General features: G+C 68.4%; 20 protein-coding genes and 2 pseudogenes. 10 read left to right on the top strand and 12 right to left on the bottom strand.

Annotation, left to right across the window (positions count from 1 at the left end):
- Positions 1-653: 653 nt before the first annotated feature.
- A pseudogene (locus ABZ910_RS07355) lies at positions 654-860 on the top strand (3-hydroxyacyl-CoA dehydrogenase family protein); the annotation flags it as partial.
- Positions 861-877: 17 nt separating this feature from the next.
- Here ABZ910_RS07355 and ABZ910_RS07350 read toward each other — a convergent pair.
- Positions 878-1,804, bottom strand: coding sequence for an oxidoreductase (locus ABZ910_RS07350; RefSeq protein ID WP_361360513.1), 927 nt, complete (start codon positions 1,802-1,804; stop codon positions 878-880).
- Between the two features lie 100 nt (positions 1,805-1,904).
- Between ABZ910_RS07350 and ABZ910_RS07345 the strand changes: the two genes are divergently transcribed.
- Complete coding sequence (locus ABZ910_RS07345) at positions 1,905-2,507, top strand: TetR/AcrR family transcriptional regulator (RefSeq protein WP_361360511.1); 603 nt, start codon at positions 1,905-1,907, stop codon at positions 2,505-2,507.
- 118 nt (positions 2,508-2,625) lie between these two features.
- Here ABZ910_RS07345 and ABZ910_RS07340 read toward each other — a convergent pair.
- The 10 genes and pseudogenes from ABZ910_RS07340 to ABZ910_RS07295 all read right to left on the bottom strand — a co-directional run.
- Positions 2,626-3,226 (bottom strand): annotated as a pseudogene (locus ABZ910_RS07340) (transposase family protein); the annotation flags it as partial.
- A 224-nt stretch (positions 3,227-3,450) separates the two neighbouring features.
- Positions 3,451-3,765: a MazG-like family protein gene (locus ABZ910_RS07335; protein ID WP_361360509.1), complete on the bottom strand. Its 315-nt coding sequence runs from the start codon at positions 3,763-3,765 to the stop codon at positions 3,451-3,453.
- Positions 3,766-3,863: 98 nt separating this feature from the next.
- The gene (locus ABZ910_RS07330) at positions 3,864-4,358 is read right to left on the bottom strand and encodes a hypothetical protein (RefSeq protein ID WP_361360507.1); all 495 of its coding nucleotides are present in this window, start codon (positions 4,356-4,358) and stop codon (positions 3,864-3,866) included.
- Positions 4,343-5,287 carry a nucleoside 2-deoxyribosyltransferase gene (locus tag ABZ910_RS07325; RefSeq protein ID WP_361360505.1) on the bottom strand — a complete coding sequence of 315 codons (945 nt, stop codon included), beginning with the start codon at positions 5,285-5,287 and terminating at the stop codon, positions 4,343-4,345. Before ABZ910_RS07325 ends, ABZ910_RS07330 begins: the two co-directional genes overlap by 16 nt.
- 24 nt (positions 5,288-5,311) lie before the next feature.
- Positions 5,312-6,121, bottom strand: a complete 810-nt coding sequence (locus ABZ910_RS07320) for a carbohydrate kinase family protein (protein WP_361360503.1) — start codon at positions 6,119-6,121, stop codon at positions 5,312-5,314.
- Between the two features lie 22 nt (positions 6,122-6,143).
- Positions 6,144-6,938, bottom strand: a complete 795-nt coding sequence (locus ABZ910_RS07315; protein WP_361360501.1) for a hypothetical protein — start codon at positions 6,936-6,938, stop codon at positions 6,144-6,146.
- The gene (locus ABZ910_RS07310) at positions 6,935-7,645 is read right to left on the bottom strand and encodes a hypothetical protein (RefSeq protein WP_361360499.1); all 711 of its coding nucleotides are present in this window, start codon (positions 7,643-7,645) and stop codon (positions 6,935-6,937) included. Before ABZ910_RS07310 ends, ABZ910_RS07315 begins: the two co-directional genes overlap by 4 nt.
- Positions 7,629-9,152 carry a radical SAM protein gene (locus ABZ910_RS07305; RefSeq protein WP_361360497.1) on the bottom strand — a complete coding sequence of 508 codons (1,524 nt, stop codon included), beginning with the start codon at positions 9,150-9,152 and terminating at the stop codon, positions 7,629-7,631. Before ABZ910_RS07305 ends, ABZ910_RS07310 begins: the two co-directional genes overlap by 17 nt.
- Positions 9,153-9,387: 235 nt before the next feature.
- On the bottom strand, positions 9,388-9,972 hold the full coding sequence (locus ABZ910_RS07300) for a hypothetical protein (protein WP_361360495.1): 585 nt from the start codon (positions 9,970-9,972) through the stop codon (positions 9,388-9,390).
- Positions 9,969-10,391, bottom strand: coding sequence for an ATP-binding protein (locus tag ABZ910_RS07295; RefSeq protein ID WP_361360493.1), 423 nt, complete (start codon positions 10,389-10,391; stop codon positions 9,969-9,971). Before ABZ910_RS07295 ends, ABZ910_RS07300 begins: the two co-directional genes overlap by 4 nt.
- A 134-nt stretch (positions 10,392-10,525) precedes the next feature.
- Here ABZ910_RS07295 and ABZ910_RS07290 point away from each other — a divergent pair, with 134 nt between their 5' ends.
- A complete protein-coding gene (locus ABZ910_RS07290; protein WP_361360491.1) occupies positions 10,526-11,878 on the top strand; it encodes a transcriptional regulator in 1,353 nt (450 codons plus the stop codon).
- A gap of 121 nt (positions 11,879-11,999) precedes the next feature.
- Here the strand turns inward: ABZ910_RS07290 and ABZ910_RS07285 are convergent, their stop codons facing one another.
- On the bottom strand, positions 12,000-12,635 hold the full coding sequence (locus ABZ910_RS07285) for an A24 family peptidase (RefSeq protein ID WP_361360489.1): 636 nt from the start codon (positions 12,633-12,635) through the stop codon (positions 12,000-12,002).
- A gap of 559 nt (positions 12,636-13,194) precedes the next feature.
- Here ABZ910_RS07285 and ABZ910_RS07280 point away from each other — a divergent pair.
- The 7 genes from ABZ910_RS07280 (at position 13,195) to ABZ910_RS07250 (ending at position 19,494) form a co-directional block, all read left to right on the top strand.
- Entirely contained in the window at positions 13,195-13,554 is a 360-nt protein-coding gene (locus ABZ910_RS07280; RefSeq protein WP_361360487.1) for a hypothetical protein, read from the top strand.
- A gap of 377 nt (positions 13,555-13,931) precedes the next feature.
- Positions 13,932-14,582, top strand: a complete 651-nt coding sequence (locus ABZ910_RS07275; RefSeq protein ID WP_361360486.1) for a hypothetical protein — start codon at positions 13,932-13,934, stop codon at positions 14,580-14,582.
- A gap of 265 nt (positions 14,583-14,847) precedes the next feature.
- Positions 14,848-15,414 (top strand): SAF domain-containing protein, encoded by a 567-nt coding sequence (locus tag ABZ910_RS07270; protein WP_361360484.1) that lies wholly within the window; start codon positions 14,848-14,850, stop codon positions 15,412-15,414.
- A 38-nt stretch (positions 15,415-15,452) separates the two neighbouring features.
- Positions 15,453-16,256, top strand: coding sequence for a hypothetical protein (locus ABZ910_RS07265; RefSeq protein WP_361360482.1), 804 nt, complete (start codon positions 15,453-15,455; stop codon positions 16,254-16,256).
- Positions 16,257-16,372: 116 nt separating this feature from the next.
- Positions 16,373-17,704 (top strand): ATPase, T2SS/T4P/T4SS family, encoded by a 1,332-nt coding sequence (locus ABZ910_RS07260; RefSeq protein WP_361360480.1) that lies wholly within the window; start codon positions 16,373-16,375, stop codon positions 17,702-17,704.
- Positions 17,701-18,600 carry a type II secretion system F family protein gene (locus ABZ910_RS07255; protein WP_361360478.1) on the top strand — a complete coding sequence of 300 codons (900 nt, stop codon included), beginning with the start codon at positions 17,701-17,703 and terminating at the stop codon, positions 18,598-18,600. Before ABZ910_RS07260 ends, ABZ910_RS07255 begins: the two co-directional genes overlap by 4 nt.
- Positions 18,601-19,494: a type II secretion system F family protein gene (locus tag ABZ910_RS07250; RefSeq protein ID WP_361360476.1), complete on the top strand. Its 894-nt coding sequence runs from the start codon at positions 18,601-18,603 to the stop codon at positions 19,492-19,494.
- Positions 19,495-19,512: the final 18 nt, after the last annotated feature.

Here is a 19,512-nt window from a genome sequence, read left to right as displayed (position 1 = left end):
GAGCTGGGCGGCCCGGACGCCGAGACCACGCTCAAGCCACTTGACGGCGTCGTCGAGTTCATCGGCAACGGCGACACCGTCGCGGCGTCACCGTGGAGGACACCTCCGGGCACACCCCCGGACACCTGGTGGTCGTCGTGCGTGACCCGTCGGGCACCAGTGCCGAATCGGTGTTCATCGCGTGAGACACCTTCCACGCTCCGGGGGAAATCGCCGACTCGACCTGTGCCTTCCCCTCGGACGTCAATCCGGAGCAGGCCCAAGCGGTGCGCAGCAGCATGCTCCGGCGGCCGGACACCGTGATCGCCGCCGGGCACTTCACAAACGGCGTGTTCGACCGGGTCGAGCAGGCGGGTGGCGCCGCCAAGTGGATTCCTGTCAGTAGCTGACCGGCGTCTGGTGGGACCCGCCATACCCATGCCGGGGACGGGCCTACGCACCCCCCTGATACACCGACCGCCCGGGTTCCGAGCGCGAGCGGCGACTGAGCTGCACGCGGTCGGGCCCTCGGCCGACGGCCTCAGGGGAATCCTGCTCCTGCCCCAGACATCCGATACGCCCGGGGCCGGCAGCAGCTGGCCGACTTCATCGAAACGACCGGATTCGCCCTGCCACCGCAGAAGAACGTGCAACAGGGCGCCGCGGCCTCGGCCGTCGTCAACGACAGTCGTGGCTTCTTCAACGGCCGGGTGATCGGCACCTTCCTGGACGAGGCCGTGGCCATGGTGGGTGAGGGCCTGAACCCCGTCTCGATCGAGCAGGCCGGCAGCCAGGCCGGGTGCCCGGCCCCGCCGCTCCAGTTGATGGACGAACTCACCGTCACCCTGCCTCGCAAGATACGCGAGGAGTTCAAGGCGGCGCGGCTACTAGAGCTTGCCTACTGACCCCGTACGGACACAGCCGGTTCGGGGAACGTGACGCCGGTCAGTTCCTCGGAGGCCGTCCACAGGCGGCGCGCCGATGCGGGGTCGCTGGCCGCGGCCGAGCGGCCGACCAGCGTCGGGCCGCCGCGCATCTCGCCGAAGCCGTCAGGGCCGGCGTAGCTCGCGCCCGGGAGATCCTCCACCGCGGCGTACAGGGTGGGCAGGGCACCCGCCTTGTTGTCCTGGGCGATGATGCGGTTGCCCACGCGCATGAACGCGCGGCGAAGGGCACTGCCGTCATGACTCTGGAGGTTGGTGGCGGCCCATCCGGGGTGGGCGGCCAGAGCGCGCACGGGGGAGCCCGCGGCGGCGAGGCGACGCTGCAACTCCAGGGTGAACAACAGGTTGGCCAGCTTGGACTGGCTGTACGCGGTGATGGGGGCGTACTCGCCGGTCAGGTTCAGGTTGTCGAAGTGGATGTGCGGGCTGCCCGGCATCTTGTGCGCGCCCGACGATACGGTCACGACGCGGTCGGTGATGTGCGGCAGCAGCAGGTTGGTCAGGGCGAAGTGCCCCAGATGGTTGGTGCCGAACTGCATCTCGAAGCCGTCCTTGGTGGCGGCCTCGGGGATGTTCATGACGCCGGCGTTGTTGATCAGCAGGTCCAGGTCGCCCTGCCAGCCGGCGGCGAACTCGCGCACGGAGGCGAGGTCGGCCAGGTCCAGGCGACGCACCTCGACGCTCCCCCGTCCCCGCACCGTGGCCGCGGCGGCCTCCCCGCGCCGGGGGTCCCGGACGGCGAGCACCACATGCGCGCCCGCGCGGGCCAGCGCGTCGACGGTGGCGATGCCGAGCCCGCTGTTCGCCCCGGTGACGACGGCCGTACGGCCGCTCTGGTCAGGGATGTCGCTTACGTTCCACTTCTTCTGCTGCATATTCATGACCCAGAATGTAGTCATCGGCAACAATGATGTCAATGACAACAATGATGGCAGTGGCAACAATGTAGTCGGTGATCACATGACCGATACACTGACGGTCATGACGCCCACGCAGACCCGCCGCTACCACCACGGAGACCTGCGCGCCGCGCTGCTCACCCGTGCCGAGGAGACGCTCCAGGAGAAGGGGCCCGGCGCCCTGTCCCTCCGCGAACTGGCCCGCAACCTCGGCGTCAGCCATGCCGCGCCGAGCCGCCACTTCAAGGACAAGCAGGCCCTGCTAGACGCGCTGGCGGTGGCGGGCTTCGACCGGCTCGCTGAAACTCTGACGGCATCGCAGGAGGACGTCGGCGAGACGTTCGCCGAGCGGGTCGCGGCCATAGCCCGCGCGTACGTGGACTTCGCGACCGCCAACGCCGAGCTGCTCGACCTCATGTACGCGAAAAAGCACGACCCGGCGGCGTCCGAAGCGCTGGTCGCCGCGTCCCAGCGCTGGGGCGAGCAGGTGCTGGAGCTGATCGCGCAGGGGCAACACCGAAACGAGGTCCGGAAGGGCCCGCTGGAGCGTGTCGGCCTCCCCCTCTTCGCCACCCTCCACGGCTTCGCAAGCCTGGCAAGCAGCGGCGTACTGCCCGCCGAGATCCTCGAACCCGGCCTCGACGACGTCATCGAGTACATGCTGCGGGGGTGCGCGCCGGAATAGGGCGCCACTGCGATCGACCTCGGCGGCGACAATCCAGTCCGCCGGCCACCCCGGGATAAAGCCCTGAGCGAGCAGCTCCGCACGGCCCGGAGAGCCCTCCCTAAGGGCTCGCAGAGAATCAACATGCGGGTTTGATCTCAGGGCTGCTGTTTGCAAGGAACGCGGCGATGTCAGCGGGCGTGCGGAACCGGGCTGTCGAGGGTGGAATGATGCAGCCGCGCTCAGCCAGGAGGGGCTGGACTTGGTGAACGGCTCTGGTGAGTGTGCTGCCGTTGACTCCGAAGCGCCGGGTGAGCAGGTCTCGGGTGCCGATTTTGCGCAGATAGAGGACGCTGGCCAGGACTCTGTCGGCGGTGCTCAGCTTGTCCTTGGCCCCTGCGCCGCGAGCACGGATGCGTTCACCTCCTCGGTGCTGAAGCCGTCCTTGCTCAGGTGACTCATCTAGCTTCCCGCCCAGTTGGTAGACGAGTTCGTCCAGCACGGGTTCGGGCATACCGGTCAGCTCCGGGTTGCGCAGACGCCAGGTGCAGGGCTGCGGGGGCGGGCCGCTGGCCGGCCGCGGGTTCTTGACTGCGCGGGCGGTGTCGCGAGGTCGTGGATGGAGGGTGTAGTTCCAGTCGCCGTGGAAGCGGTGCCGATGCATGGGCAGGGCGTCGATGTCGATGTCGGTGACCTTGATGCCGGTAGGTTCCCGGGTCGAGTTCGGCGTGAACTTTCAGCGTGTCGGACGGGTATGTGGGAGCCTCGACTGCGGCCTGCCAGCGGGCGTTGTCCGCGCACTGCCGGTCCGGTACGCGCACGTGCACCGGACCACCTTCAATTTGGCAGCTGTTGCCGGACCCCTGGCGCCCCGAACCATGAGCAGTGCGATCAACTCGTACGGCTGAAGATCGACTGCTCAGCGAACTGGAACGAAGCACTCGCTGCGCCGATGAGTGGCGGATCAGTCCTGCGCAGGCTCTGCAATCCGAACGGGGACACCGTGCTCGTTGCGCGCATAGACGCGATCGCGGTTCTTGGCGATCTTGCGTTGTACTTCGGTTTGCAGATCGAGGCCGCTCATCTCGGCGATGGCGGCGAGGTAGAGGAAGACATCCGCGAGCTCTTCGCCGAAGTCGGAGTGGTGCTTGCGCCACGCGGTGAAGGCCTCTCCGATCTCTGCCGTGAGCAGGTTGAACTCCAGTGACAGGTCAGTGGTGTTGAAGCCCTTGTTGATTTTGTTGTCCCAGGCCAGCTTCTGGGCAGAGCGGATGTCCACAGTTCCTCCGGCGCGTGGTGGGTCGGCCGATGCCGGAGCTTACTGAGAACGTGCTGTGCCCACTGGGGCTTTGGTGGTTGTCATTCGGTTGGAGGACGTCATCCGGCAGTGGTGTCGACGGTCATGACCGGCACGGATTCCGCGAGCGTTGCGAAGACGGTCTGGTAGGCGGCCAGGAGCGCTGCTATCTCCTCGGGCAGAGGTGCTTCCTTGTCCCGGTCCAGCAGCCGTGCGCGGATTGCTGCGGCTGACGCTGTCAAGTGGAGGAAGACTCCGTCCCGATTGGCGACGGCCTTGGCGAGCATCCGGGCCTCGTCCCAGGTGATACGTGAACCGCCTCGGTAGAGCGGGCCGTAGGCGAGTTCGCTGATGAAGGAGCGATCGAGGACGAGGCGGCCGGGGCGGGCGAGTAGGTCCAGGTAGCGTTGTAGGAGGCTGACCGAGTCCGGGGTGCGTGGGCAGTGGATCACGGTGAAGCCGTGTTCACGGGCCAGACGGGTCGCGAGTGTGCTCTTCCCCGCTCCGTCGCAGCCTTCGATGACGATGGTCCGGTGGACGGCTGCGATCTCCTCGGTGTTCATAAGGCCAGCCATGAGGCGACATCGTGCACATCGCGGATGCGGGACCCGGCGGCGTACTGGATCATCAGATTCCGCCAGTTGGGTTCGCGGCCCCTGGCGTGGGTGAGCGTGGTGGTGGGGAGGTAGGCGGCGATGCGGCGGCGTAGTGCCGTGGTGGCCCCGACGAGCAGGGCGGCTCCCGGGGGTGTCTCGGGGCCGGACACGTCGGCGACGAGGACTTCGGAATGCAGGGCTGCCCTCCAGTCTCCGCGGGCTGCCGTGACGGGGTCCGGTGCTCGGTGGCGGCTCGCCGTGGTGACGGAGAAACCGGCAGCCTGGAGCGCTGCGGGCCAAGTCTCCGGTTGTGCGGTGTACGGGCTTGGCTCGATGAACGCGTGTCCCTTGTCCGTCGGAGAAGTGACGGAGGCGCCAGGGGCATTGGCGGTGGCCAGTTCGAGGACGGCTTCGACACTCAAGGCGGCGGCTGTTTCAAGCTGGGCCTGGTTGCGGGCCGCGAAGGCCGCGAAGCGGTCGCGTGAGGCTCCTGGTCCCGGCGTCCCGAGCCGGTCGACGCGGACGATGCGCCGGGCGACCACTTCGATCAGGGGATCGGGGAACTCCCAGCGAGTGCTGTTGTCGGCGGCGGAGTAGGTCTGGAAGTCGGTGGTGACCACGACGACCGGAATGTCGAGAGCCGTGGCGTATCCGATTTCCATGCAGACCCCGTCGTCGAGGCTTGGGCCGTGGAGGACGGCGATCATCCCGGTGAGGGACTCAAGGCGCGCACGGTCCAGTTCGAACAGACGGCGGCCTTTGACGGGGGCGATGAGGTCCTCTTCGTCGGTGTCGCAGAATGGGAGGAAAACGGACTCAGGCCCTGCTTTGGCGGCCAGGCGCTGGGCGATGAAAGCGCCCAGGGCGCGGTCATGGGCCGCGAAGAGGCGATGCGCGACGTAGTACACCGGATAACTCCCTTCCACGAAGGTTCAGTTGCGGTGCAGCATGAGGGGCGGGGCTGTGGTGTGGCGGCTGGCCGCGTCGACCGCGGCTTCGAGCGCCGCGCTCATGCCGTTACCGCAGGCGATACGTGCCAGGTAGGTGCCGGTGAGGGTGTCGCCTGCGCCGGTGACCTCCACAGGAGCGGTGGCGGGAGGCGTCGCTTCGGCGACTTGGCTGCCACGGCTGATGAGGCGTACGGGGCGAGGGCCGTCGGTGACGACGATGCCGCCGAGCACAGACGCGTCGAACACGGAATCCAGGAGTGCGTATTCGCGGGCGTTGGCGAAGATCCAGGAAGCGTGAGGCAGCCAGGGCGCAGCTTCCCCGATCAACTCGTCGGCACTGGACAGGAAGAAGTCGACGCTGAATCCGATGTCGCTGTCGGTCAGGAGCTTCAGGACCTGCGGGACGTTCAGGGGGCGGCGGCAGCACACGTGGTAGAGATCGCGGGGGTGTCGGGTGATGTGGTCCACAGCGTGGTCGGTGAGCTGGCTGGACGCCCCGTACGCGGCTTTGAGGTTAAGAAGTCGTCCGCGTTCGTCGTAGTGCATGACGAACCTGGCGGACGGTCCTGTGGTGACGCGGAGCGCGGTCCAGTCGACGCCCGACAGGGCCGGGTGATGCGGAAGGGACCGGAGGTCTCCACCGATCACGGAGACCGGGGTGGCGCGGGCGCCGGCACGGATGGCCGCCCGTGCGACGTGCAGGGCGGCGCCGCCGAGCTGGTCATTGCCGTGGCCGTCTGGATAGCGGGTCTGGTCCCGGGAGATGTTTCCGATGACGGATATCCGTTGCATGTCCCCCCTTTGGTTATGCGGATCAGCGGTGTACGTGGGTGCAGTCGATGGCGCCCGCGCAGAGGGGGCGCCGGGTGCACAGGCGTCGTGACGGGCCGTTGAGGAAGAGGCGCTTGAAGTAGATCAGTACGAGGTGCACCCACCAGGTGGGCGCGGTGTCGGCGGGGATGGTGACGCCGTGATGGTGTCGGTCTGCGAGAGTGCGGAAGTCGCCGGGCCGGATGCGGACGGCTGCCTCGAGGCGGTGGCGCAGCTCCTCGTGAGCGCTGGGCCCGGAGGGCAGGGCGATGCCCAGGGCGGGTGCGAGCCGGGTGACCATGCCGGAGTCGACGGGGATGATGCCGCAGTGGTAGCCGCGGGCGTACAGCAGCGCGCACTGGGCGACCTTGAATGAAGCGCCATGGACCTGTTCCGCGAACGTGGCGATCAGTTCGTCGGTGCCGACACCTCCGGCGGTCGGGTCGATGGCGTCCTTGTTCCAGCGGCGGACGAGGTCGGTCAGGGATCTGAGATAGTCGACACGGGCGGTCGTCAGGCCGATCGGCCTGACGAGACCGGCGACTTCTCGGTCGGTAGCGTCGGCCAGGGCGTCGAAACCGAGCGCGTTCGCGTTGGTGACCACGGTGGCGTAGGTGTCGATCATCCGGTACGAGACCCGGGTGGACCAGCCGGCGACGAGCATCCGCATCCGGGTATCGCTGATGGAGGTGGGCCACCAGCGGTTGTCGTCGTGGTTGGCCTCGACCTCGCGTCGTACGCCCGGCAGGGCTGCGGCGGTGTCGACGAGGCGGAGAATCCGGTCGGCTCCTGTGGTCACAGCGACGCTCCCATCGCCAGGCGGGCGGCGAACAGGGCCATGGCGAGGTTCGAGGAGATCACCGGCATGCCGACCGCCTGCTGAATGTCGAGAAGGACGGGCAGGGTGTGCCAGCCGGTGCACGACAGCACCACGGCGTCGGCCGTGCGCAGCGCGTCGGCTGGGAACTGCCGGATCAGCGTATGGATGTCAGTGGCCGTCACGCCGGGATATCCATCGGCCAGTCCCAGACTCGCGTGCGCGACGACGGCGATCCCACGTCTGGTGAGGGCCAGAGCTTCGTCCGCAGTCACATCGCCTGGGTACGGAGTGGCGAGCACGACGCGGGAGGCGTCCAGAGCCTTGAGGACGTGGGTGAGCGCGTCGAAGGCGGTCACCACATCGGACGGCAGCGGCGGACCGTCGGTGAAGCCGGCGGACGTACAGGCCAGGACCGTGGCGTCGAGCGGCAGATGGCTCAGTGACTCCAAGGCGTCGGCGGCCGCCTCGCGCAGGCCGTGCCAGAACGCGGCGTCCACGGCGGTCGTCCGAGAAGCCGGGGCCAGGCGGGCGTGATGGAACACCGTGTGCGCCAGGCCAAGGCGCGGCAGTTCGCTCTCCACCGCCTGGTTCGCCCAGGGCAGCAGCACGCCGATGCGGGCGGTCCGCCGGGCCTGTCCGTCCCAGGAGGCGAGCAGGCCCAGCGCGTCCTCAGGCCGCCTTGACAAGGCGCTTCCCGAAGATCATGCGAGGAGCGTGGCCGGTGACCGTCAGGTCGGCTGCGGTGCCGACGGGCGCGATGCTGCCTTCCTCGATGATCTGGATGGAGTACGAGCCCAGGCGCCGCCACCAGGTGCCGTTGCGGCCCACGAAGTACGCATGGAGTCCCGGGACCCGCAGTCCGGTCGGGTAGACGCGCGCCTTCATCGGCCGGTCCCAGCCGTGGTCGATGTCCGCCTTCCAGGAGGCGAAGTGCTCCGCCGACGGCAAGGGCTCGCGCTGGGTTTGCTCGGAGAGCGGGGTGCCGGGGAACGCTCGGGCCTGCCGGAGGTTGGTGCGGTGACACAGCAGACCGGCGTCCAGGATCCGGTCGAGCCAGGTCAGGTTCGCGATGTGCGTGGCATGAGTCTCGCCGGGTAGCCCGTAGATCAGGTTCAGGCCCGGCAGGAGCCTGGGCAGCCCGCCCGGGCCGCGTTCGGCGCCCGCCTCGTTCACGTGCTCTACGGCACGCAGCAGCACCTCTGGGGTGCAGGTGAGATGATTACGCTCGATGACTACCGGGTCGAACGACTCGATCCCCATCGGAGCGCAGTTGCCCTCCGTGCAGTACTCCGCGACGAGGGCAGCGATGCGGCGACCGACCGGCGCGGCGACCGCAAGTGGATCGGCGTTGTCGATGTGCAACACCTCCAGCTCCGGGCACCGCTCGCGGATGCCGGCGAGCAGCCTGCGGATCGCCTCCTCGTCCCTGCGCATGTAGGAGAAGAAGCAGGTCTGCTGCCCCAGACGGAAGTTGCGCACGCCCGCGGCGTACAGCTGCGCGGCTTCTTCCAGTACATCGTCGACCTCGCGGAAGGCGACCAGCGGGGACTTGGCGGGCTCGTTGCAGAAGTCGCAGAAGGTCCGGCGCGTACAGCCCCGGTACAGCTCCAGTTCCGCGATCGGCCGCCACTGCATCTGCTCCACGAGTCCGGTGAAGGAGTCCCGGTCCTGGCGCAGTTGCCCGTACGCCGCCGCCGTCCGGCTGCCCAACGGTAGGTCGCGCGAGGTGGTGGTATGCGTGTGCACGGCGTCGAACAACCCGGCATACTCCGCCGGAGTGTCCACCGCATAGGTCGCCAGCGGGCCGAGAAGGTATCGGCGCCCGCGTACACAGGCCAGAGCTCGGGCGATCTCCTCCAGGTTGCCGTTGACCGCGTGGAGATGCACCGACGGAACCTTGTCGCCGGCCACCACGACAACCACCTCGGCGTCGCGTAATAGCCGGATCGCGTCCTCGCGGTTCACGGTCGCCGAGTAAGTCAGCGGGTCACTGACCGGCGGATGGACATTTGGCCTGCCTCCGGCCAGACACCAGCGCACATCATCGATCGTCAGGTACCGCACGTCCGCCTCGGGACGTGCCCGTCGAAGCGCGGACCAGGCCGCTCGTACGTATGTCGAGAGGTAGGGCGGCACTCCCAGGCCGCTCGGCTCCACGGTGTAGCAGTCCAGAACCACGCAGTGCTCGGTCATCGTTCTGTCCCTTCGTCGAGGGCAGGAGGCCACTTGCGGACTTCGCGAACTACAGGCCATCAGTGCGGTGTTGGCGGATGATGCCCGGATTATTGCCTTTTTGAGGTGTGCGGATCGGTCAATCGCGCGAACCTTCGATGCTTCGAACGAGCCTGTTCTCGGCGGCAGGCAGTGTTCGGTTGACCCGGTCCAGGCGGCGGGAATGTCGGGGAGCGTCCGCCGCCCGGACCGGGAGTCATGGGGGAGAGGGCGGCACGGACAGCCGCACCAGCCGCATCTCGTCATTCACGGGACCTTCCGTCTGCCTGGCAGTACGCGAAGGACGCCCGGACTGGACCCGCGAGGCACGTGTTTTGCCGAGCAGGAGACGCCCCTGGCGCACCCGCTGCGTGAGGTAGGCCTCCACTACTTCGAGGTGAGACCGTGCGGGGAGCGGATCGAGGCCGACCGCGACGGTGACAGGGCCGCCGTTGCACACGAAGCGGGCCCATTCGCCTCCGATGGGTACGTGGAGGAGGTAGTCGCACTCGTCGAGGCTGAGCAGCACGTCCGCATCGCGGTGCATGAAGAGACGGGCGCCGATGTCGGGGAGCGGCTTGTGGGGTTCAGCGAGGGCCAGTGCCTCGGCAAGGCCGCGCATGCGTGCCTCGATCGCCTCGGGTGAGTCGCTGGGACGCCGCTCGGGAGGATGGGCCAGCAGAAGGAAGGCGACGTGTCCGACGTGCGTCAGGTCGATCCAGAACCACGCGGCCACCGAGGCGATCAGCCCGGCGGTGGGAGCGACGGCCGTCGGGCCGGTCGGATTCGCGTTCTGGGTCACCACGGGCTCACCCCCGCCGATAACCCCTGCTCTGCCTCGATCTTGAACTCGGTCCACACAGTCTTGCCGCCCCGGACACACGGCTCCACCCCCCATCCATCCGACAACGCGTCGACGATCAGCAGGCCACGCCCTGTCGGGTCGTCCGCGTCTGGCGACTTCCTGGTCGGCGTCTGCCGCGAAAGGTCCCGTACCTCGATGCGTAGGCAGCCGTCGAGGAAGCCGACCTCGACATCGAAGTGCCCGGCGCTCGCGCCTGCGTGAACCACCGCGTTGGTCGCGAGTTCGGACAGACAGTTGAGGGCATCGTCGAGACGGTCGCTGATGTTCCAATCGGCCAGCACCTGGCGTAAGAAGGAACGGGCTTCGGGTACTGCCGCATCGGCTCGGGGAAACCGGTGCGCTACCGGTCTTGGCATGTGCAACTCCCTTGCCTTCACGCTTGGTTCGCTCAACCAGGCAACAGCCGCACCACTCCCGGGGGTACCGTCGAAGGGGGTGGCAAAGGGTGGCACATGAACTACACACCGCAGTGAAGGGGTAAGGGCCCGACATGACGTCACCGAACACCGACCTCGCGCGGTGGCTTGAGCGGTCCGGAATGAGCAACAAGGAACTGGCCCGGCGTGTCAAAGCCGCAGCTCAAACATGGGGTCAGCCGCATATCCAACCAGACGCCACATCCGTACGGCGCTGGCTGGCCGGTCACGAGCCGCGCCCGCCAGTGCCGGAGATCCTTGCCGACGTGATCTCCGCCAGCGTCGGATACCGGGTCACGACGTACGATCTCGGCTTCGCCGAGGGCGGCAGCGCGGACCGCTCCCTCGTCTACAACGCTGACTTCGCCGTTACCGTGGAAGCCGTTGCCGACTTGGGGCGGGCCGACGTGGATCGTCGCAAATTCTTGGCAGCGGCGCCGTTCGCCGCCGTCGCGGCCATCGGGCCTTCGCGTGACTGGCTGCTCAACACGCTGGACCAGCACCCTGACCCCGGACCCCGCGTACGGCTGGAAGACGTCACCGCGGTGAAGAACATGTTCGGCGAATTCCAGAAGATGGACATCTTCCAGGGCGGCGGCTCAGGGCGACTGATCCTCGCCGAGTACATGAACCAGCACGTCTATCCACTGCTGCGGCGTACGCATTCCGACGAGGTTCGGCGCGCGTTGTGCGAAGCCGCGGCCGAACAGACGTACCTGCTCGGGTGGATGGCGTACGACAACGGTGAACACGGCACCGCGCAGCGTTACTTGATCCAGTCGCTGCGCCTCGCGGAGGAATCACAGAACCCCGCCCTCGGCGCGCACGTCCTTGCCGGCATGGCCGACCAGGCGACGCTTCTCGGCAACCCGACGGAGGGGCGGCGGCTGGCTCAGGCCGGCCGAGCCGGACTGGACAAGCGCACCTCGCCCGCCTGCCTGGCCGACCTGTGGGCGTTGGAGGCCCGTGCGCTGGCGAAGCTCGGCGACAACACCGAGGCCGCACGTGCCGTCGCCCAGTCCGAGACGGCGTACAGCCGGGTACGCCTGGAAGAGGAGCAGAAGTGGGCGGCGTTCATCGACCCTGCCTACCTGCACGGCGAGCACGCCAATACGTTCCGGGACATCGGTGACTCCGCGACTGCTGAACAGCACGCGCGGGTGTCCATCGACCACGCCCGGCAGCAGCGCCGCGCCCGCCGCGGCGCGATGTCGCAGGCCGCACTCGCCGTCTCACATCTCCAGCGCCGAGATCTCGAAGCCGCGCACGCCGCCGGAGTGCGAACCTTGAGGCTGTCGCAGCAGGTGAAGAGTTCACGCTGCATCGAGGCGGTGCAGGATTTGCAGCGTCGAATGGAGCCGTTTGGTACGCACCGGCTCATCGCCGACTTCAACGAACGGGCACGAGACCTCGTCGCTGCGGCATAGCGAGTGGGCAACGGGACAAATGCTCCGGTTCCGGGGGCTCGGGTCGGGACCGGAGTGCTTGGTCTGTCCTCGCCCATGTGAGACAGCATGTCTCCGGTCCTTTACAGCGGTCAGCGCATGCTCAGCTGTTCGCGAGCACTTCTGTGATCGATGCGACGATGAGGCAGGTTCCGAACGGCAGCCCTTCACGCTGGGACTTGCGTGATAGACGGACGACGAGTGCGCCGAACGCGGCGAGCAGCCAGGCCAACAGGATACCGGTGAAGGCGGCGGTCCAGCTGAAGTGTCCCAGGGCCAGGCCGATGAGTCCGGAGAGCTTCACGTCTCCTCCGCCGAGTTGTCCAGGCGCGAGGCCGTACATGGCGGTGAAGGCTGCCAAGGTGACCATCATCGAGGCCGCGCTTCGCAGCAGTGGCGTGGTGTTGTGTGAGCTGACGGCGTCAACGCAGAAGAGGGCAAGGAGTGCAGGGTAGGAGGGGATGATCAGCGCGTTCGGCAGGCGTCGTATGGTCAGGTCGGTGATGGCCAGGGAGACCCCGACGGCGGTGAACCAACCGTAGGCGAGGAGCTGCGGCCAGCTGTCGATCCTGCTGGCAAGCGCTGCGAAGAGCGCGGCTGTGATGATCTCGGGAATGAGCCGCGGCGCCATACGCCGGATGGACTCGGGTATTGGGACCAGGCGGCGGGCCGTTCTCTCCATGAGGCTGCCGATGGCCCCGCCCGCAGCGGACCATAAGGCGATCTCCTGAAGCTCCATGTCAGACCTGAAGCGGAAATGTCACATCAACCTGGCAAGTGGTGCGAGGGAGGGGGAAACGGTCACCCGAAGTTCCCGACTGCAACGCGGCGCTGTCTGTCCGGGGGATTGACGCTACCCCTGCGTCTGTCACTCAAATACCCATGCTGACTTAGCACTTAGGTAAAGAATCCATCAAAGTGTCGTTCCCGCTTTGAAGTTGGAGCGTTCCGGGTAGCGTTCGCGCCTTGCAGTGGGAACGGAGCGAAGCGATAGACGTGGAAATCGTTCATGTGCCGAGTGACGGGAACTGCATCGTTCGCGGGGTGATGTGGCTGTGAAGGTCCCACGGATACGTACGCCGGCCGGGCGTGTTGCCGGGAGGGCGGGTACGGCTGTCGTCACGCTGCTGATCGCGGGCTGTAGTGCGACCGGGCCGAGCGATTCGACCTCGCAGGGAGGGGGCAGGACGCCCGTCGGCCCGACGAGCGGCTCGGCGTCCGGGTCCTCGCCTTCTGCCTCTCTCGTTGAGGTCGCGCGCTCGCAGGCGACGACGGCGTACTTGGGGATGTGGCGGGACATGGCGCAGGCGGCGAAGACGTCGGACTGGAACTCGCCGAAGCTGGCGCAGTACGCGGGCGGCGCCGCCCTGTCGGCGATCTCGCGCGGCATGTACGCGGATCATGTCAATGGCCTGGTGACAAAGGGCGAACCGAAGAACTATCCGAAGGCGACCTCGGCTACGCCCGCCGCGAATCCGACGGCGGTCGTGATCTCCGACTGCGGTGATTCCACGCACTGGTTGAAGTATCGGAAGGACAACGGCAAGCTCGCGGACGACAAGCCCGGTGGGCGACAGGCGATCACTGCCGAGGTGAAGAAACTCAACGGCGCGTGGAAGGTCACTCGCTTCGCGGTCGAGGCGGTGGGCTCATGTTGAGACGGGGGTCTGTCGTCGCAGGGCTGTCCCTCGCCATCGTAGGAGCAGTCGCAGTGCCCGCCTTCGGCGATAGCGGGTGGGGTTCGGTTCAGTGCGACCAGAACCCGCATCCCGGATGTGACCTCGGTGCGGGATCGGGTGGTCGGCGTGTTGTGCCTCCGCAGGGCGGCGGCGGAACCTCTCGCTCGGGTGGTTCGCCCAGCGCGCGAGGGGACAGCGGGCACGGTGGTCGGGAGAAGCCGAAGTTCTCGAACCCGGATTTGAACTTGGCTAATTGTTCGTACCGGCGGAGCGGTTACAAGCCCCCGCCCGGGGCGACGCAGACGGCGTACGAGGGCGGGCAGGGCAGCGGTGGGGTGGCTGGGGCGGTGTCCGCCGTGTACTCCCCGGCCGCGCCGTCTGAGGTCGTGCCGGTGGCAGACCCGAAGCCGGGGGAGTCGGGGGCGTGGTACGTGTACAAGTGCGAGGCGGGTGGCGTGCGGGATGCGGTGTACCGGCCGCCGATCTGGATCCCGGACGGGCCGCAGCAGGGCGGCGGGGCTCCGCAACCGACGCCGGCGCAGCTGGCGCTGGTCGCGCGCAACCAGTTGCGGTTGCTGTCCCCGCAGATCAAGGCGAATCCGGCGGATGAGCAACTCGTAAACCTGCCGACCTGGTTGTGGCTTGACCGCGGCGACTGGCGAGATGTGTCGGCGACGGCATCGGTTCCGGGGGTGTCGGTGAGGGCAGTGGCGCGCCCGTCGTCCGTGGTGTGGACGATGGGCGACGGCAACTCGGTGACGTGCAAGGGACCTGGGACCCCGTACGGGTCGCGTACGAGCCCGAAGAGCCAGTCTCCGGACTGCGGTTACACCTACCGGACCTCTTCCGCGGGCCGGTCGGACAGCGCCTTCGCGGTCTCAGCGACGGTGCACTGGACGGTGACCTGGGCTGGTGCCGGGCAGACCGGCGTCTTTCCCGGCATGACGACCACATCGAATGCGGACTTCCGCGTCGCGGAGAGCCAGGCACTGAACAACGGCGGTTGACGCCGCTGTTCGCCCGCGTTGTCAGCAGGCGGCGGGGGAGCGACAACCCCTACATCTGAACTTGTTCGCCGCGTCGATGGCGCGGTGGGAGAAGTCCTGTGCCGGGAGGTGGCAGTTGGTGAATACCCATGTGCCCACGCACTCGGATCCGACCGGGCAGGGGAGCACATCTCCTGCGGGCTGGACAGGGCGCCGCAATGGGAAGCCACCGGCACGGGTGGCCGGTGCGCCGAGACCGCGTCGGCTTCCGCATCTGCTGGTGGGAATGCTACTGGTCCTGGGCTGCGCCGCGGGCGGTGTGGTGGTGGCGACAAGGGTCGGCCATCAGGAGCCGGTGCTGGTGCTGACCCGTTCTGTCACGGCCGGGCAGGTGCTGTCCGACCAGGACCTGCGCGAGGAGAGTCTGTCGGCTGACACCGCCCTGGCGTTCATCCCCGTACGGTCGCGGGCCAGAGTGGAGGGACGACCGGTCGCCTACACCCTGCCGGCTGGGACCCCGCTGACCAAGAACTTGCTGGGAGAGGCGCACGTCCCGCCGGCAGGGCAGGCGGTGGCCGCGGTGGGGCTGAAGGCGGGCCGGTTCCCGCCCGGTGTGCAGCCCGGTAACCGCGTGACGGTGGTGGTGGCGCCGACCAGCGCGACCGACACCGGTTCGGCGTCCTCGTCGTCGCAGGCGTCGGCGTGGGATGCCTCGGTGACCGACGTACGGAGCAACAGCACCGATCAGACCTCGGTGATCTCGCTGCAGATGGCCCAGGAGGACGCCCGCCAGCTGGCTGCTGCACCGACGGGCCAGATCAGTGTGGTGATGGTGCATGGAGGCGGGCAGTGACGCTGGTGGCGGTGTGCAGCCTGAAGGGATCCCCGGGTGTGACCACGGCCGCCCTGGGGCTGGCGGCCCGTTGGCAGTGCGCGGAGCAGCCGGTGGTCGTCGAGTGCGATCCGGCCGGAGGAGACCTGCTGGCGCGCTACCGGCTGGAGACGGTTCCGGGGTTGATGAGCCTGGCGGCGGCCGCCCGGCACAGAGCTGAGCCGGGGCTGGTCTGGCAGCACACGCAGCGGCTGCCCGGCGGGCTGCCGGTGGTCGTCGGGCCGGCCGGTGCGGATCAGGCCCGTGTGTCGCTCGCCCAACTCGCCCCGAGCGCAACCGGGACCGGGGTGCTGCGGCGGGCTGCGGACCGCGCCGGCACGGTGGTGATCGCCGACTGCGGGCGCATCGGCCCGGACTCCCCGGCGCTGGAGGTGGCGCGCGAGTCCGACGTCATGCTGCTGCTGGCCCGCGCCCGCGACGACGCCCTGGCCCACGTGGCCATGCAATGGCACACCGCAGCGCGCTGGTCGCGGTGTCTGTGCTTTGTACTGGTCGGCGATGGCTATCCGACTGACGAGGTCGCACGGGAGCTCGAGGTCGAGGTGATGGCCCGCATCCCGGAGGACCCGAAGGGCGCCGCCGCACTGGGCGGACGACCCGGACGGCGCTCGGCAACGACCCGTTCGCCCCTTGGCCGGGCCATGGTCCAGATCGCCGAGTTGACCGCCTCCCGGGCGTTCGATCCACCCGGAGCGTTGCAGCAGGAGCAGGCCGCCGACATCAACACCGGGATGGGCTTCATCGAGCCACCGACCCCCCGGGCCAACGATCCAAGGCAGTCATGGAGTGAGGCACGGCGATGACTGAACCAGAGAAGAAGTACACAGCCCTGCCGTACAGGGGAGTTATCCCGCCCCCCGACGGACACGGACAGCCACCTACCCGCCCAGGCCTGCGGAACGGCCTCAGCACCCGCCGGATGCAGACCGGGCCGCCGGCCGACCGGCTGCGCATCCACCTGCGACAACAGCTCTCGGCACGGATGGCACAGCAGATCCGCAACGACGAGGCCGCCGGCCGCCACCCGATGAACGATGCCGCCCGCCGGGCCCTGGCGGAGAAGATCCTCACGGACGCCGCCGAGGAGTACACCCACAAGTTACTCACAGACGGACAGACGGTGGTGGCGCCGGACGTCGAGCAGATGGTCATCACCACCGTCCTGAACGAGGTGTTCGGGCTGGCCGGGCTGGAGCCGCTGCTAAAGGACCCCCAGATCGAGAACATCAACGTCACCGGCGATCGCGTCTTCGTGCGCTATGCCGACGGCCGTCGAGAACGCCTGCCATCGGTTGTCGGCTCCGACGCGGAACTGGTGCAGCTCATCCGCGACCTGGCAGCCCGCAGCGGACTGGAGGAACGCCGATTCGATCGAGGCAGTCCCGGAGTGAGCTTCCAACTTCCTGGTGGAGAGCGCGCGTTTGCGGTGATGGCGCTCACCGTGCGTCCGTCGCTGTCCATCAGACGGCACCGCTTCGAGCGCGCCACCCTGGGCCAACTGCGCGACAACGGCACTCTCGACCCGAGCTTGGAATCCTTGCTCGCCGCCATGGTCCGTGCGCGGAAGAACATCCTGATCACCGGCGGGACCGCGATCGGCAAGACGACAATGCTGCGCGCCCTGGCATCCGAGATCCCGCCGTGGGAGCGCCTGGTCACCGTTGAGGACGTCTTCGAACTCGGCCTGGATACCGATGAGCAGGCGCACCCGGACGTGGTGGCGATGCAGGCCCGCGAGGCGAACATCGAGGGCCAGGGCGAGGTCAGCCAGGCCGAACTGGTGCGGTGGGCACTGCGGATGTCCCCGGACCGGGTGATCGTCGGCGAGGTCCGCGGGCCCGAGGTCATTCCGATGTGCAACGCCATGTCCCAGGGCAACGACGGCTCCATGGGCACGCTCCACTCCTCCACGAGCCGCGGAGCGTTCACCAAGCTGGCCGCCTACGCCGTCCAGGGTCCCGAGCGGCTGCCGCTGGAGGCCACCAACCTCCTCGTCGCCAACGCGCTCGACTTCGTCATCCACCTGGACAAGCCCCGCGGCCACGACGACCAGCGCGTGGTGTCCTCCATCCGGGAGATCGTGGACGCCGACGACAAGCAGATCGTCTCCAACGAAGTCTTCCGCCCCGGCCCCGACTTGCGCGCGGTACCCGGCGTGCCGCTGCGCACTGAAACGATGGAGCACCTGGTCGCGGCGGGCTTCAAACCGGAAGTGATCGACCGCCCCGAGTGGATGTGGCGCCGGCCATGACCGGATACGTGCCCGTGATGGGACTCCTGGGCATCGGTGCCGGTTGCGGCCTGGTGCTGCTGATACACGCGTGGCGGACTCCCGCCCCCGCTGCCGGTCTGGCTCGCCCCCGGCGGCGGCGTGAGCCGCGCCGCCATGCCAGGCGCTGGCTTGCGGTCGCGGTCGGGGCCGGGCTCCTGGTTGGGGCTGTCACCGGGTGGGTGGCCGGCGGACTCCTGGCGGCGATGGGCGGCTGGAGCCTGCCGCGGATCCTCGGCTCCGACACGGCCGACCGCGAGCAGACCGCTCGGATCGAAGGCATCGCCGGATGGACGGAGATGCTGCGCGACACCCTCGCCGCGGCAGCCGGACTGGAACAGACGATCCTGGCCACCGCCCCCGCCGCGCCCGAGGCAATCCGACCCCAAGTAGCGGACGTGGCTGCCCAGTTGGAGCGCGGCGAGCGCCTGCATACCGCCTTGCGCCACCTGGCGGACGAGCTGGCCGACCCGACCACCGACCTGGTGATCGCCGCCCTGATCCTCTCCACCGAGCACCAGGCCCGGCAACTCGCCTCGCTACTGGGCGAACTCGCCGCCACCGCCCGCGCGCAGGTGGAAATGCGCCACCGGGTCGAGGCCAGCCGCACCCGCACACGCACCACCATGCGCGTGGTAGTGATCACCACGCTGACGTTCGCCGGCGCCCTCATCCTGTTCAACCCCCAATTCCTCACCCCCTACGACTCTGTGACTGGGCAACTCGTCCTGCTCCTGATCGGGGCACTGTTCACGCTCGCCTTCGTATGGCTGCGCCGCATGGCACGCATCGAGGAACCGGACCGGTTCTTCACCGGACTGGAGAACGTCGGCCAGCCCTCAGAGGCTGCCGCGACCGCGCATCGGGAGGTGACCTGAATGATCGCCTTGGCCCTGCTGGGCGTCGGGGTCGGCCTGGGCCTGTGGGCACTGGTGGTGTGGCTGATCCCGCCCCGCCCGCGCCTGGCCACGCTGATTTCCCAGCTGAACACCACCCCCGCCCCGCCGCCCATCCTCACCACCGACACGGGCGGCTGGGCCGTACGCCTCGGCAGCCCGTTCACCGGCCTGCTGCGCGCCGCCGGCCTGCCCGGCCGCACAGTCAGCCACGACCTGGCCATCGCCGAACGATCACCCGAAACGCACCTGGCGGAGAAGGCCACCCTCGCACTGACCGGGCTGCTACTGCCCGCCGCGGTCGGAGTGCTCCTGACTCTCGGCGGCCGCCCGCTGCCCTGGCCCGTGCCGCTGGGCGGCTCGCTGGCCCTGGCGGCCGCTGGCTTCCTCCTGCCGGATGCGACGGTACGGGCCGAGGCCGAACGGCGCCGGGAGGCCTTCCGCCACGCGCTGGGCGCCTACCTGAACCTCATCCACGTCCTGCTCGCCGGAGGCGCCGGGGTCGATGGCGCCCTCACCGACGCGGCCGGTATCGGGCAGGGCTGGTCCTTCCGACAACTGCGCCGCGCGCTGAACACCGCCCGCCTCACCCGCACCTCCCCCTGGGCGACACTGGGGCAGCTCGGCGAGGAACTCCAGATCAGCGAACTGACTGAACTCGCCGCCGCCCTCTCCCTGGCGGGTACCGAGGGCGCCAAGATACGTGCCTCGCTGGCCGCCAAGGCCGCCGCCATGCGACAACGCAGCGGCGCCGAGGCCGAAGGCAAAGCCAACGCCGCCACGGAACGGATGGCGTTGCCCGGCATCCTCATGGCCTTCGGCTTCATCATCTTCATCTTCTATCCGGCCCTGACCCAGATCACGAACTCGTTGTGACGAGGCGTCGACGCCAGA

The organism is Streptomyces sp. NPDC046805 (assembly GCF_040645355.1).
In the GTDB taxonomy this organism is placed as follows: domain Bacteria; phylum Actinomycetota; class Actinomycetes; order Streptomycetales; family Streptomycetaceae; genus Streptomyces.
Note: the sequence above shows the minus strand (reverse complement) of the source record. Positions and strands in the feature narration are given on the sequence as shown.